Annotated in this window: 11 protein-coding genes, 2 tRNA genes and 1 pseudogene; 9 read left to right on the forward strand and 5 right to left on the reverse strand. The window is 67.0% G+C overall.

The window, feature by feature from the left end:
* Nucleotides 1-133 precede the first annotated feature (133 nt).
* The 9 genes from AC1RQG_RS20700 (at nt 134) to AC1RQG_RS20740 (ending at nt 9,082) form a co-directional block, all read left to right on the forward strand.
* Nucleotides 134-210 (forward strand) — tRNA-Met (locus tag AC1RQG_RS20700).
* A gap of 201 nt (nt 211-411) precedes the next feature.
* Entirely contained in the window at nt 412-2,070 is a 1,659-nt protein-coding gene (locus tag AC1RQG_RS20705) for an acid phosphatase (RefSeq protein WP_493134143.1), read from the forward strand.
* A 232-nt stretch (nt 2,071-2,302) separates the two neighbouring features.
* Nucleotides 2,303-2,527: a hypothetical protein gene (locus tag AC1RQG_RS20710; RefSeq protein ID WP_493134145.1), complete on the forward strand. Its 225-nt coding sequence runs from the start codon at nt 2,303-2,305 to the stop codon at nt 2,525-2,527.
* Between the two features lie 111 nt (nt 2,528-2,638).
* Nucleotides 2,639-4,051, forward strand: coding sequence for an ATP-dependent RNA helicase DbpA (gene dbpA, locus AC1RQG_RS20715; protein ID WP_493134147.1), 1,413 nt, complete (start codon nt 2,639-2,641; stop codon nt 4,049-4,051).
* 391 nt (nt 4,052-4,442) lie between these two features.
* The gene (locus AC1RQG_RS20720; protein ID WP_493134149.1) at nt 4,443-5,561 is read left to right on the forward strand and encodes an acyl-CoA dehydrogenase family protein; all 1,119 of its coding nucleotides are present in this window, start codon (nt 4,443-4,445) and stop codon (nt 5,559-5,561) included.
* Between the two features lie 10 nt (nt 5,562-5,571).
* The gene (locus AC1RQG_RS20725; RefSeq protein ID WP_493134151.1) at nt 5,572-6,432 is read left to right on the forward strand and encodes a phosphate/phosphite/phosphonate ABC transporter substrate-binding protein; all 861 of its coding nucleotides are present in this window, start codon (nt 5,572-5,574) and stop codon (nt 6,430-6,432) included.
* Nucleotides 6,410-7,612 carry a ferritin-like domain-containing protein gene (locus AC1RQG_RS20730; RefSeq protein WP_493134153.1) on the forward strand — a complete coding sequence of 401 codons (1,203 nt, stop codon included), beginning with the start codon at nt 6,410-6,412 and terminating at the stop codon, nt 7,610-7,612. Before AC1RQG_RS20725 ends, AC1RQG_RS20730 begins: the two co-directional genes overlap by 23 nt.
* Before the next feature lie 90 nt (nt 7,613-7,702).
* Complete coding sequence (locus tag AC1RQG_RS20735) at nt 7,703-8,179, forward strand: MarR family winged helix-turn-helix transcriptional regulator (RefSeq protein WP_493134155.1); 477 nt, start codon at nt 7,703-7,705, stop codon at nt 8,177-8,179.
* A 45-nt stretch (nt 8,180-8,224) separates the two neighbouring features.
* Nucleotides 8,225-9,082, forward strand: coding sequence for a CPBP family intramembrane glutamic endopeptidase (locus AC1RQG_RS20740; RefSeq protein ID WP_493134157.1), 858 nt, complete (start codon nt 8,225-8,227; stop codon nt 9,080-9,082).
* On the opposite strand, the gene AC1RQG_RS20745 is transcribed toward AC1RQG_RS20740, so the two are convergent.
* The 5 genes and pseudogenes from AC1RQG_RS20745 to AC1RQG_RS20765 all read right to left on the reverse strand — a co-directional run bounded on the left by AC1RQG_RS20745 (nt 9,079) and on the right by AC1RQG_RS20765 (nt 13,325).
* Complete coding sequence (locus AC1RQG_RS20745; RefSeq protein ID WP_493134159.1) at nt 9,079-10,392, reverse strand: amidase family protein; 1,314 nt, start codon at nt 10,390-10,392, stop codon at nt 9,079-9,081. The genes AC1RQG_RS20740 and AC1RQG_RS20745 overlap by 4 nt on opposite strands.
* A 199-nt stretch (nt 10,393-10,591) precedes the next feature.
* Nucleotides 10,592-11,167 (reverse strand): elongation factor P, encoded by a 576-nt coding sequence (locus tag AC1RQG_RS20750; RefSeq protein WP_182159231.1) that lies wholly within the window; start codon nt 11,165-11,167, stop codon nt 10,592-10,594.
* Nucleotides 11,168-11,277: 110 nt separating this feature from the next.
* Complete coding sequence (earP, locus tag AC1RQG_RS20755) at nt 11,278-12,375, reverse strand: elongation factor P maturation arginine rhamnosyltransferase EarP (RefSeq protein ID WP_493134315.1); 1,098 nt, start codon at nt 12,373-12,375, stop codon at nt 11,278-11,280.
* A gap of 201 nt (nt 12,376-12,576) precedes the next feature.
* Nucleotides 12,577-13,149 (reverse strand): annotated as a pseudogene (earP, locus tag AC1RQG_RS20760) (elongation factor P maturation arginine rhamnosyltransferase EarP); the annotation flags it as partial.
* 100 nt (nt 13,150-13,249) lie between these two features.
* A tRNA-Glu gene (locus AC1RQG_RS20765) sits at nt 13,250-13,325 on the reverse strand.
* Between the last annotated feature and the right edge of the window lie 3 nt (nt 13,326-13,328).

The raw sequence follows: 13,328 nt of genomic DNA on the forward strand, positions 1-13,328 counted from the left end.
CGGGGCGCCCCCGAGCCCCGGTTCACCCGCGCGTCCATATAAGCGCCACTTAAGAATTACGCAGAAATATAAGTCCATCTTATTCCGGCACTTGCGCAGCGCAGCAAACGTCTATATAATTCGGGCACACAGACGCGGGGTGGAGCAGTCTGGCAGCTCGTCGGGCTCATAACCCGAAGGTCACAGGTTCAAATCCTGTCCCCGCAACCAAATTCGAAGCCGTTGATTCTTGCGAAAGGATCAGCGGCTTTTTCGTTTCCGGCCGCCTCATGGCACATACCATGCCATGCCATGCCATGCGCTTGAGCGGGCAACGGCAATCGCCAGCCCGCCTGCTTTGCACTTTCTGGACAAACTGTCACAATTGCGCCTACTGTAATTTCCCACCCGGCCATCACCAAGGAGCAGCGCGTGAACGACAAACCAGAAGACCAGCACTATCCAGCAGACGACCTTCCGGCCAATCCCGCGCGCCGGCGCATCTTCCAGGCGGCGACGGCGGTCGGCCTGGCCACCACCCTGCCCGAACTGGCGGAGGCGGCGCCCGCCCACAAGAGCGTGAAGGGCTCGCTGGACGCCAAGCTGAAAGCCCACGTCAAGCACGTCGTGGTGATCTATCTGGAAAACCGCAGCTTCAACAACCTGTTCGCGAACTTCCCCGGCACGCAGGCGCCGCTGTCGGGCGTGGCGCCGGAGGCCTGCCTGCAAAGGGACCGTGACGGCAGCGTGCTGCCCGTGCTGCCCAAGGTCTGGGGCGGCATGGTCCCCAACAGCCAGGACATCGGCGGCAAGCACTACGCGATCAAGGAAGACCAGATCAAGGATCTGCCCAACGGCCCGTTCAAACTGGTGGACACGGAAGGCAAGCCGCTGCCGGAAGCCGTCGTCACGCGCGACCTGTGGCACCTGTTCTACCATAACCAGATGCAGATCAACGGCGGCAAGAACGACGGCTTCGCGGCCTGGGGCAACGCCGGTGGCCTGGTGATGGGCTATTACGGCGAAACGAGCAAGAACCTGGGCCTGTGGAAGATCGCCGAACAGTACACGCTGTGCGACAACTTCTTCATGGCCGCTTTCGGCGGCTCCTACCTGAACCACCAGTTCCTGATCAGCGGCCGCACGCCCGAGTATTTCAACGCGGCCGATACAGCGGCGAAGAAGAAGATCGCTGTACTGGCCGACGGACCGCAAGGCGTCCGCCTGGCCGTGGCGCCCGACTGTCCCGGCGCGCTGGAAGGCCCGCCCAAGTTCGTCAACGACGGCGCCATCACGCCCGATGGCTACGCTGTCAACACCATGGCCCCGCCCTACCAGCCCAGCTACATCCGCCCCGCGCCGGGGGGCGACCCGCTGCTGGCCGATCCGGCCGACGCCAATGTCCTGCCGCCGCAAACCTACCAGACCATCGGCGACCTGCTGTCGGCCAAGTCGGTGAGCTGGGCGTGGTACGGCGGCGCGTTCCAGGCCGCGCTGGACGCACGCGGCGGTGGCGCCAAGCCGAATTTCCAGTATCACCACCAGCCATTCAACTACTTCCAACAGTTCGCCCCCGGCACCGCCGCGCGCGCCGCACACCTGCGCGATGGCGGCCTCGGTGACAGCCCGATCTCGAACAAATTCCTGGCCGACGTGGTGGCCGGCAAGCTGCCGGCCGTGACCTTCTACAAGCCGCAAGGGAACCTGAACCTGCACGCCGGTTATTCGGACGTGGAATCGGGCGACCAGCACGTCGCCAACGTGATCGAGCACCTGAAGAAATCGCCGCAGTGGAAGGACATGGTGGTGGTGATCACCTTCGACGAGAACGGCGGCTGGTGGGACAACGTGGCGCCGCCCAAGGGCGACCGCTGGGGCCCCGGTTCGCGCGTGCCGGCCATCATCGTCTCGCCGTATGCGAAAAAAGGCCAGGTCGACCACAACTTCTACGACACCACCTCCATCCTGCGCCTGATCACGCGCCTGCACGATCTGCCGCTGCTGGAAGGTCTGGCCGCGCGCAACGCCGCGTTCCGGGCGCGCGGCGCGCTGCCGCCGGGCGACCTGACGGCGGCGCTCAGCTTCCGCTGACGCACCGCCTGCCCGCCTGCCCCCAATGCCCGGCGCCCATCGCGCCGGGCCGGGCCGCCCACGGTCAAAACGGTTTGTGATACACTGCACGCGCTATTTACCGAGCCCGACTGCCACAGCCGGGCTTTTATTTTGAGCGGCGCATATTCGCGCGCCGCGCCGTTCAAGCGGTTCGCAGCCAGGGCCGCTCCATCGCCCGCGCAGGCGCGCGCGGTGGGCAAGAGATTTTGAAATGAGAGATAAAAAAGATAACGCGACGTTCGACCTGCCCGGCTTCAGTCCCGCCGCGCCGCTCGAGCCGGAGCCCAAGCGTCCGCTCGGGCCGCGCCCGCGGCGCGCCACGCTCCAGCAGGTGCAGCTCGAACTGCTGGAGCCGACCGACACCACCGGCCTGCCCGTGTGGAAGCGCGACGACAATCTGGACCTGACCGGCCTGCCCGTCTGGGCGCCCGATTAAACACACCTGTGCCTCCGCCCGCGCGCGGACGCATGCATCGCACCATGGCTCAACGCTGCGTTAGCCTGTTAGACTGTGCCCACCCCCGCCATCCTGACCCGTTCCTCCACCATGACATCGACTTCCTTTTCCAGCCTGCCGCTGACGCCCGCCCTGCTGTCCAACCTCGACACGCTGGGCTACCACCAGATGACGGCGATCCAGGCCCAAAGCCTGCCGGCCGTGCTGGAGGGACGCGACCTGATCGCCCAGGCCAAGACCGGCAGCGGCAAGACGGCCGCCTTCGGCCTCGGCATCCTGCAACGGCTCAACCCCGCCTGGTTCGCCACCCAGGCGCTGGTGCTGTGCCCCACGCGCGAGCTGGCCGACCAGGTGGCCAATGAGCTGCGCCGGTTGGCGCGCAGCGTCGGCAACGTCAAGGTGCTGGTGCTGACGGGCGGCGCGCCCATGCGGCCCCAGATCGCCTCGCTCGAACACGGCGCCCACATCGTGGTGGGCACGCCGGGCCGCATCCGCGACCACCTGGGCCGCGCCACGCTGGACCTGTCCAAGTTGCAGACGCTGGTGCTGGACGAGGCGGACCGCATGACGGACATGGGCTTCTACGACGAAATCGCCAACATCGTCAGCGCCTGCCCCACCCGGCGCCAGACCTTGCTGTTCTCGGCCACCTACCCGGACGACATCCGCCACGCCACCGCCGCGTTCCTGATCGACCCGCTGGAAGTGACGGTCGAGGCCCAGCACGACAACAACCAGATCGAACAGCGCTTCTACGAAATCGGCTTCGACGAGCGCAACCAGGCCGTGGCCCGTCTGCTCAACCATTTCCAGCCCGTCTCCACGATCGCCTTCTGCAACACCAAGGTCCAGTGCCGCGAACTGGCCGACGCGCTGCGCGCCCAGGGCTTCTCCGCGCTTGCGCTGTACGGCGAGCTGGAACAACGTGAGCGCGACGAGATACTGGTGCTGTTCGCCAACCGTAGCTGCTCTGTACTGGTGGCCACCGACGTCGCCGCGCGCGGCCTCGACATCCCCAACCTGGAAGCCGTCATCAACGTCGACGTGTCCAAGGATACGGAAGTGCACATCCACCGCATCGGCCGCACGGGACGCGGCGGCGAAAAGGGCCTGGCCCTGTCGCTGTGCGCGCCCAACGAAAAGAAATGGGTCAAGCTGATCGAGGAATACCAGAACGCGCCCGTCGAATGGCACAAGCTGGCCGAGTTGAAGGAGGACGAATACGCGGTGGCCGAGGCGGCCCCCATGATGACGCTGGTGATCCATGGCGGCAAGAAGGACAAGCTGCGTCCGGGCGACCTGCTGGGCGCGCTGACGGGCGACGCCGGGCTGCTCAAGGAACAGGTGGGCAAGATCAACGTGTTCGAGTTCCAGACCTATGTGGCGCTCGACCGCCGCATCGCCTACCAGGCGTTCGAACGGCTCAACAAGAACAATCCGCTGGGCGGCGACTTCGGCGCCATCAAGGGCCGGAACTTCAAGATGCGTTTTATCGACGTCTAACAGCGCTCCACCTGGGCGCCGGCGCCGCCCTCCCCCGGCCCCGCCCCGCCCCGCCGCCTGGCTGCTGACTTTGCAACGGGCGCCCCGCCTCTGCTACACTGCGCCCATCATCGGGTTCGTCTCACACCGGCCCGCCGTAACGCCGCTTGCATGTTCAGCTGAACTGTATCGGGTCTGACGGCCCGCGCGTGGCTGGTGCGTGCGACGAACACGATGGCATGTACCGTTTCCAAGCGCTGCCAGCACGCAGGTCGAGCAGAACAAATAGAGGTGCGCCATCCATGCGCGGATTCCGTCCGCCCATCCGCGTTCGCGCGGCGACCAGTCGCCGCTCCTGTCTGTTCATCCCGCGTCACCGGCGGCGTCCCATCGAATACCAACAAGGGATGCCATGACCTACCTGCACCAACTCGACGCCATCGTCCAGAACACCATCGCCCCGGCGGCCCACACCACCGACCGCGAAGCCGCCTTTCCCCGCGCCGCCGTGCGCGCGCTGGGCGAGGCCGGGCTGCTAGGCCTGATCAGCGCCACCACCGTCGGCGGCATGGGCCTCGGCCTGGCCGAGGCGGCGCAAGTGGTCGAGCGCATCGCCAAAGCCTGCCCGTCGACGGCCATGGTGGTGTGCATGCACTACTGCGCCACCACCGTGCTGGAAAAGACGGGCAGCGACGCCGTGCGCCGCGACATCGCCGCCGGCCGCCACCTGAGCACCCTGGCGTGGTCGGACACGGGCTCGCGCAGCCACTTCTGGGCCCCCGTCGGCACCGCCCGCGCCGACGGCGATGCGGTCCTGATCGACGGCAGCAAGACCATGGTCACCTCGGCCGGCGAGGCCGATTCCTACGTCTGGTCCACCGGCCCCATGGCCGCCGAAGGCGCCAGCTCGCTGTGGCTGGTCGACAGCAAGGCCGCCGGCCTGAGCGAAGTCAAACCGTTCGACGGCCTGGGCCTGCGCGGCAACCGCTCCTCGCCGCTGACGGCCAAAGGCGTGCGCGTGTCGCGCACCGCCCTGCTGGGCGCGGACGGCGGCGGCTTCGACGTGATGATCGGCACCGTGCTGCCCGTGTTCGCCACCCTGATCGCCTCGTGCTCGGTGGGCCTGATGGACGCCGTGCTGGAAGCGGCCTGCAGCCACGTCGGCGCCAGCAAACTCGAACACATCAACAGCGCGCTGGCCGACCTGCCCACCATCCGCGCCTACATCGCCCGCGCCCGCATCCAGGCCGACATGGTGCACACGCTGCGCGACGACACCGTCACGGCGCTGGCCCAGGGCCGGCCGGACGCCATGCTGCGCGTGATGCAGGTGAAGGCGGCCGCCGCCGAAGCGGCGCTGGAAGTGAGCGACACGGCCATGCGCGTGTGCGGCGGCGCCGCCTTCCGCAAGGATCTGGGCGTGGAGCGCTACTTCCGCGACGCGCGCGCCGCATCCGTGATGGCGCCGACCTCCGACGTGCTGTTCGACTTTATCGGCAAGGCCGTCTGCGGCATGCCGGTGTTCGGTTAAGGAGCGCGCGATGACCAAACCACTGATGATGGGCGCCGTCGCCTACGCACCGAAAGTCGTGACGATCTGGGAAGGCTTCAAGGAATACTTCCGCCGCAACGGCTTCGAGTTCGACTACATCCTGTACTCCAACTATGAACGCCAGGTGGAAGCGCAGTTCGACGGCAGCATCGCGCTGGCGTGGAATTCGCCGCTGGCCTGGGTGCGGGCCGAACGCATGGCCCGCGCGCGCGGCCAGCAGGTGCGCGCGATCGCCATGCGCGACAGCGACTGCGACCTGACCTCCGTGCTCGTGACCCGCGACGACGCCAGCGCCCCCGCCACACTGGCCGCGCTGGCCGGCAAGACGATCGGCTTTGGCGCCATCGACTCGCCGCAGGCGCGCCTGATCCCGCTCGACCACCTGCGCCAGCACGGCCTGCTGGCCGGCCGCGACTTCACGGCCAAGCGTTTCGACGTATTGGGCGGCAAGCACGGCGACCATATCGGCGGCGAACGCGACGCGGCGCTGGCCCTGATGGCGGGCGAGATCGACGCCGCCTGGATGATCGACAGCAACCACATGGCGTTCTCGCGCGAAGGCATCCTGCCGGCCAGCGCCACCCGTATCCTGACCCGCACCGGCGCCTTCGACCACTGCAACTTCACCGTCAGCCCCGGCGCGCCGGAAGCGGCCATCGCCCGCTTCTCGGAACTGCTGCTGGCCATGCGCTGGGACGATCCGGAAGTGCGTCCGCTGCTGGAACTGGAAGGCCTCAAGACCTGGCTGCCCGGCCGCACCAGCGGCTACGATGCGCTGATCCGCGCTACCGACGACGAGCGCTTCTACGACCTCGAAGGGAACATCCTTGCGACCGACTATCGATATTGAGACGCTTGGCTTCGACGCCGGCGCCCACCTGCTGGTCAAGCACGCGCTGCAGGACGTGGCGCCCGGCGCCGATATCGACGTGACCGGCGCCAGCGCGGGCTGGGACAGCCAGCTGGCCGCCTGGTGCCGCAGCCAAGGCCACCCGTGCCAGCTGGTCGAACAGGACGGTCGCACGGTGGCGCGCGTCACGCGCGGCCACGTGCAAGCGGGCCGCTGGCGCGGCGCCATGCACACCGGGCACGCCGATCCCGCGCTGGACGGCGCCGTGGCCGACCACGCCCAACCGCGCTGGGGCCTGGCCGCACGCGGCGCGACGGTGGAAGCCGGCTCGCCGGCCATGCACTTCCGGCTCGATCAGAAGAGCGAAGTGTGGGCCGGCCGCGCGGCCGACCTGTACGCGCAGGCGGCCGCCGCACAATGGGATCCCGAGACGGCCATCGACTGGAACACCCCGTTCGCGCTGCCCGACATCGTGGAGGACGCCGTGGTCCAGGTGCTGACCTACATGATCGAGAACGAGGTGGCGGCGCTGGTGGTGCCGGCCCGCTTCCTGGGCCAGTTGCACCCGCACTTCCGCGAAGTGCAGGCGGTGCTGGCGATCCAGTGCGCCGACGAGGCGCGCCACATCGACGTGTTCACGCGCCGTGTGCGGCTCAAGGGCAAGGAGCCCGCGCTGTCGACGGCCGGCGGCCAGAATTCGCTCAAGACGCTGCTCGACGAGGCCGATTTTTCCGTGGCCGAGTTCCTGCTGTCGGTGCTGGGTGAAGGCACGTTCGTCAGCCTGCTGCAGTTCCTGCACACCCACGCGCCCGATCCCGTCACGCGCCAGATCGCGCGCCTGGCCGCGCGCGACGAGGCGCGCCATGTGGCCTTCGGCATGACCCACCTGGCCGCGCGGCTGGAGCAGGAGCCGGCCTTCCGCACCCGGCTTGCCAACGCGGTCCAGTCGCGCAACGACGCGCTGTCGGGCACCTCGGGCCTGAACGAGGAAGTGTTCGACGCGCTGATCCTGCTGGCGGCCGGCGAATTCACGCCCGCCGCCATCGCCACCGGCTATCAGCGGGTACAGGCGCTGATGGTGGACATGGCCGAGGGACGCCAGGCGCGGCTCGAAAAACTGGGCTTCGCCAAGGACGCGGCGCAGCAGCTGTCAGCCCTCCACACCCGCAACTTCATGTAGCCAACGCTCCGGCGCCGTCGTGGAATTTCCACAACGGCGCCGGCCTGAGATTTATATAAGCACTTATGGAAATCATGCTAATATAACCACATGAGACAAGGACTCGGCACCCAATTACGGCACCTGATCGAACTACTGGACGGCGCCGTCCAGCAAGCCTACGTGGAAGCGGGGCTCGCATACCGGCCCCGCTACACGCCGGTGATGCGGGTACTGGCGCAACAGGGCTGCGCGACCATTGGCCAACTGGCGAGCATGGCGGGCATCACGCAGCCGGCGGCCACGCAGACGGTCGCGCTGATGAAGAAGGAAGGCCTGCTGTTGGTTGCCGCCAGCGACGACGACGGCAGGCAACGCGTGGTGCGCCTGAGCCCCAAGGGCGAGGCCATGCTGCCCCGCCTGCGCGCCTGCTGGAACGCGACCAGGCACGCGGCCGACAGCCTCGATACGGAACTGGAATTTCCCTTGTCGGTATGCCTGGCGCAGGCGATCACCGCCCTCGAGCGCCACGGCTTCGGCGCGCGCATACGCGAAGCGGGACAAACAGCGGACAAGGGACCCGATTAGCAAGTTTGAGAAAGAAGACCGACCAACCAACCGACGAAAGCGACCATGGAACACACTCTGAGCATTGCGACGACCAAACCCTCCCTGCCATCGCGCCTGATGGCCCATCCCCTGATCCGCATCCTGCTCGGCATCGTGCTGACCTTCGGGCCCGTGCCGCTGACGATGATCGCCGCATCCAAGCTGGTGGCCAAGTCCTACCGCGTCATGTGGCCGCAGTTGCTGGCCGCCGCACTGGTCTGGTTCGGCTATCGCTTCTACGTGCGCCGCGTCGAGAAGCGGCAACCGCTGGAACTGTCCACGCCGGGCATGGCGCGCGAACTGGGCGCCGGGCTGATGATCGGCGCCGCCCTGGTGATGTCCACCTTCGCCATCCTGGCCGTGCTGGGCGCATACCGGCTCGACGGCATCAATCCCGTGAGCGCCACGATGCTGGTGCCGCTGGCCGAAATGGTGCTGGTCGGCATGACCGAGGAGATGATGTTCCGTGGCGTGATCTTCGGGGTCGCTGAACGGTCGCTCGGCAGCCTGCCGGCCGTCGCGATCTCCGCGCTGGTGTTCGGCCTCGGGCACCTGCCCAATGAAGGCGCCACCGCGCTGGCCGTCAGCGTGATCGCCGCCTATGGCGTGCTGCAAGCGGCGCTTTACATGAAGACGCGCCGCCTGTGGGTCTGTATCGGCACGCACATGGCATGGAACTACGGCCTCGATGTCGTGTTCTCCTCCACCGTGTCGGGACACGCGGCGAGCAGCGGCCTGCTGCGCGGCGCGCTGACGGGCGACACCCTGCTCACGGGCGGCGCGTTCGGCGTGGAAGGCTCGCTGGTGGTCCTGCTGCTGATCGCCGCCAGCGCCGCGTTCTGGCTGCGCCGCGCGTTGGCGCAACAGAAGACCGGCCGCTAGCGCGCCGCCAGCGCCACACCGGCCGGCAAGCGCTGCGCGCGCCGGTGCAAGGTGGCCTGCTCGAAAGCGTACGCCATGCCGATCAGCTTCGCCTCGCTGTAGGCCGCGCCGACGAACGACAGGCCCACATGCAGCCCGCGCACCTGCCCAGCCGGCACGGTGATGTGGGGATAGCTGGCCGCGGCGGCCGACGATGGAAAAGCGGCGGCCGCATGGCCACCGTGGACGGCATTGTTCAGCCACGCGGGCCCACTGGTGGGCGCCACCAGCGCATCGAGGCCAAGCTCGCGCATCACTTGGGCGATGCCCTGCTCCGGCCCATCGCCCGCATCGGCCAGTGCCGATTCCACCAGCACGGCGCCCTGCGCCTTCAGGTCCACCAGCGCTTTTTCAATCACGACGTCGAGTTCGGTGTTGCCGCCGCAATGGCTGCGGACCACGCCGATCCGCGTGCCACGCAGTCCCGTCTTGTCGAGCGCGGCGCGATAATCGGCGGCCTTGTGGCCGGCCGCCGTCGTGGCCGGATCGTTCGCATCGGTGCCGGCCATGGCGGCCAGCATCAGCGCCGCATCGGCCACGCTGCGCGCCATCGGCCCCGCCGTGTCGCGCGATGGATCCACGGGTACGATGCCGCTGCGGCTCACCAATCCCAGCGTCGGCTTGATGCCAACCAGTCCGCAAATGGACGCCGGCGAGACGATGGAATCATCGGTCTCCGTGCCCACGGCCAGGGTGGCCAGGCCAGCGGCGATGGCCGCGCCGGAACAGGGCGTGGCGCCACCGGCGGCGAGCGCCGGCCGCACCTGGGCCCACTCGCGCGGATTGGTCTTGCCGATGATGACCGCGCCGGCCGCCCGCAACTGGGCCACCACGAACGCGTCGCGCGCCGCGCGCGCGTCGGCCGGCGCCTGCGCGCGGGTGCCGGCGCCGACAGCGGCGCAAGTGCTCATGCGGTCGGCGGTGGCGATGTTGTCTTTCAACAGAACGGGGATGCCGTGCAGCGGGCCGCGCAGGCGCTTGAGGCCGCGTTCGCGGTCCATCTCCAGCGCGATCTTCAGCGCCTCGGGATTGATCTCGATGAGGGCGTTGACACGCGGTCCGGTGGTGGCGATGGTCTTGATGCGGGCCAGGTACTGCGACGTGAGCGAATGCGACGTGAGCTTACCGGCCTGCATCAACTCCTGCTGTTCCCGGACGCCGGCATCGAGGATGCCGCCGCTACCGAACCTGGGCGCCGCGCCCGCGGCGCGCACACTGCCTGCCAACGCACCGGCGTCCATGCCGGCCCGAACGAACTCCCTGCGATCCATGCCATCCTCGTGAGTGGTTAATCCCTGGTATCTACCATCCGTTACCGCACGCGTTAGCATAGCAGCGGAAATACTTTCACTCCAGAAAAATTGCAGTTGAGAATAGAATATTCCTCAATATTTCCACACGCCGGGGTCTGGACGTAAAAAAAGCACGCCGGGCGGAACCGGGCGTGCTTTTCAGTGCGGCGGGTGCAGCTTAGTTGCGGACCACGCGCTTGTACTCGTTGGTGCGGGTGTCGATCTCGATCACGTCGTCCTGGCTCACGAACAGGGGAACCTGCACGGTGTGGCGGTGGGCTTCGATCGCGTTTTCGATCTTGGCTTCCTTCAGGACGTTGCCCGAAGTGTTGCCCTTGACGGCGGGTTCCGAGTACACCACTTGACGGGCGATGGTGGTTGGCAGTTCAACCGAGATCGCTTTGCCATCGTAGAACACGGCTTCGCATTCCATGCCGTCTTTCAGGTAGTGCAGCGCGTCGCCCAGGTTTTCTTCTTCGATTTCGTACTGGTTGTACTCGGCGTCCATGAAAACGTACAGCGGGTCGGCGAAGTACGAGTAGGTCACTGGCTTCTTGTCCAGCACGACGACGTCGAACTTGTCATCGCCACGGAACACGTTTTCCAGCGGGCTGTTGGTCAGAAGATTCTTCATCTTCCACTTGTAGGTGAAGCCCGTGCGGCTCGAACCGTTCACATCCGAACGCAGCACGATCATAGGCTTGCTGTCGACCATAATGATATTGCCAACACGAATTTCTTTTGCAGGTTTCATAGAGAGTGTACGTAAAAAGTAAGTTGCATAAAAAATCAACTGCTGCCGATGGCAATGAAGCCGCTAGCCACGTTTGATCGGGTAAAAATACGTTCTAAAATAACCGGGCATTATACCCGACTTTCATGCTTAACCGACTGGATTAGTCGGGAAAACTTCAGCAAATTCCCCGTCATGTCACCGTTCTCCAGGATTTGGCGCTGCCAGTCGGCGGCGCGCGCGGCGATCGCCGGCATTTCCGCGCGCAGCGCGGCCCACAGGGCGGCACTGTGCTGATCGCCTGTACCGGCACCGTTCCAGTACAGCGAGAAGGCCGTCAGCCCATCCAGACCGCCGGCGTACCGGTCCAGAAAAGCGCGCAGCTTTTTGTGGTGCAGGTTCTCGTCCTGCGGATAGATATGCCAGACGAAAGGCTTGCCGGCCCACTGCGCGCGCACGAAGGAATCCTCGCCACGCACGAAATTGAGGTCGCATGCCCACAGCAGCTTGTCGTAGTCCGGCTGCGGCACGAATGGCAGCACCCGCACCGTCAGCGCGCCACGGGTGGTGACGGCGCCGGCCACGGCCCGCGCCCCCAGGAATGCCTGCACCGCATCGGCCGCCACGCCTTCCGGCACCAGGCAGGTGACGGGTTCCGCGCCCGCCTCCCATTGCGCGAACAGCGCAGCGACGGGCGCGTGCGGATAGCAGAACACCGACACTTTTTGCGCCGCCATTTCCGCAGCCGACAGCCCCAATCCCGACAGGAACGCCGCCATGGCGGCGGGATCGGACTGGAACTGGCGGCGGCGCTCGTCCAGCGCCGCCTCCACCAGCAAGCCGCCGGTCTTGGCGGTGAAGCCGGGGAAGAAGAAATGCTTCGTCAGCGGCAGGCGCGGGTGGGAAGACGGCAGCGTATGGCAGCCCTCCACCCACTCCTCGGCCGTCAAGCCTTCGAGATTGAGCCACACGGGGCGCGGTTCGCATTCGACCATCGCGGCGATATAGCCTTCCGGGATATCGCAGCCGAAAAATTCGATCACGATATCGGCCACGTCGGCCGCCTCGAACTCGCCGTCCTGACTGTGCCAGTGGCGCACCGTGACGCCGGCCACCAGCTGGGTCTCGGTATCGGTGGCCACGTCGGGACAGATGCGACGGAAACTGCGCAGGTCGTCCACCCACAATTCGACGGCCACCCCATGCTCGTGCGCCAGTTGCCGCGCCATGCGCCAGCAAATGCCCACATCGCCGTAGTTGTCGACCACCTTGCAGAAAATGGCCAGCGTGGTCCGGCGATCCCGGCCAGTCGCGCCGAGCGGATCGGGCAGCCCTTCCGCCCACGCGCGCGCGTGCGGCGCGAGCAGGCACGATACCGGACCGGCCAGGCAAGCGCCGAGCGCCGCGTAGCGTCCACCCCCGCCATTCCAGACCTGGAAGGCTTCGGCCAGCGCGGCCGCCGCATGCGCGGGCAGCGCCGCGCCGTATGCGCCGACGAAGGTTTGCGCCACCGCAGGGCCGGCGCCCTCCTCCACCTGCCAGATGAAGGGGCGGGCCGCCAGCTGCGCACGCACCAGTTGCGTCTCGCCGCGCACGAAATTGACATCGCACGCCCACAGCAGATGATCGTAGGACTGCGCATCGAGGGTCGGCAGCACCTGCACGGTCAACCCGCCGCGCGTGGCGCGCGCGCCGGCGACCGCGCCGGACTGGAGGAACGCGGCCACCGCATCGGATGCCTCACCCTCGGGCACCAGGCACAGCGTGGGCGTGGCGGCGGCCTGCAACTGTGCGAACAGTTGCGATACGGGCGCCGCTTGGTTGCAGCACAGCGAGATCCGGCGCGCGTACGCCACGCGCTGCATGTCCACATCGAGCCCGGCGAAGAAGGCGGCGCGCACATGCGCGTTGTGATGAAACGGCCAGCGGCGCGCGGCCAGCGGCGCGGTGTCCGGCACGTCGGCAACGGAGCCGGTTCGGTTCAAATCGGAGGAAGAGGCCATCGTCGGGCACCATCAACAAACGCGTCCAAGGCGGACGCAAAAAAAGCCGCACCAGGCGGCTTATTCGACCGTCTTCCGGCGTGCGGCCGGCGCGGTTATCTGGCGTCCCCAGGGGGATTCGAACCCCCGTACTCACCGTGAAAGGGTGATGTCCTAGGCCTCTAGACGATGGGGACACG

The organism is Rugamonas sp. GW822-FHT03B10 (assembly GCF_058801745.1).

Excerpts from the sequence above, each read along its gene's own strand:
- AC1RQG_RS20725 (WP_493134151.1), top strand. The coding sequence starts at position 5,572 with ATGACCAAACCACTGATGATGGGCGCCGTCGCCTACGCACCGAAAGTC.
- AC1RQG_RS20720 (WP_493134149.1), top strand. The coding sequence starts at position 4,443 with ATGACCTACCTGCACCAACTCGACGCCATCGTCCAGAACACCATCGCC.
- AC1RQG_RS20710 (WP_493134145.1), top strand. The coding sequence starts at position 2,303 with ATGAGAGATAAAAAAGATAACGCGACGTTCGACCTGCCCGGCTTCAGT.
- dbpA (WP_493134147.1), top strand. The coding sequence starts at position 2,639 with ATGACATCGACTTCCTTTTCCAGCCTGCCGCTGACGCCCGCCCTGCTG.
- AC1RQG_RS20745 (WP_493134159.1), bottom strand. The coding sequence starts at position 10,392 with ATGGATCGCAGGGAGTTCGTTCGGGCCGGCATGGACGCCGGTGCGTTG.
- AC1RQG_RS20750 (WP_182159231.1), bottom strand. The coding sequence starts at position 11,167 with ATGAAACCTGCAAAAGAAATTCGTGTTGGCAATATCATTATGGTCGAC.
- earP (WP_493134315.1), bottom strand. The coding sequence starts at position 12,375 with ATGGCGCGGCAACTGGCGCACGAGCATGGGGTGGCCGTCGAATTGTGG.
- AC1RQG_RS20735 (WP_493134155.1), top strand. The coding sequence starts at position 7,703 with ATGAGACAAGGACTCGGCACCCAATTACGGCACCTGATCGAACTACTG.
- AC1RQG_RS20740 (WP_493134157.1), top strand. The coding sequence starts at position 8,225 with ATGGAACACACTCTGAGCATTGCGACGACCAAACCCTCCCTGCCATCG.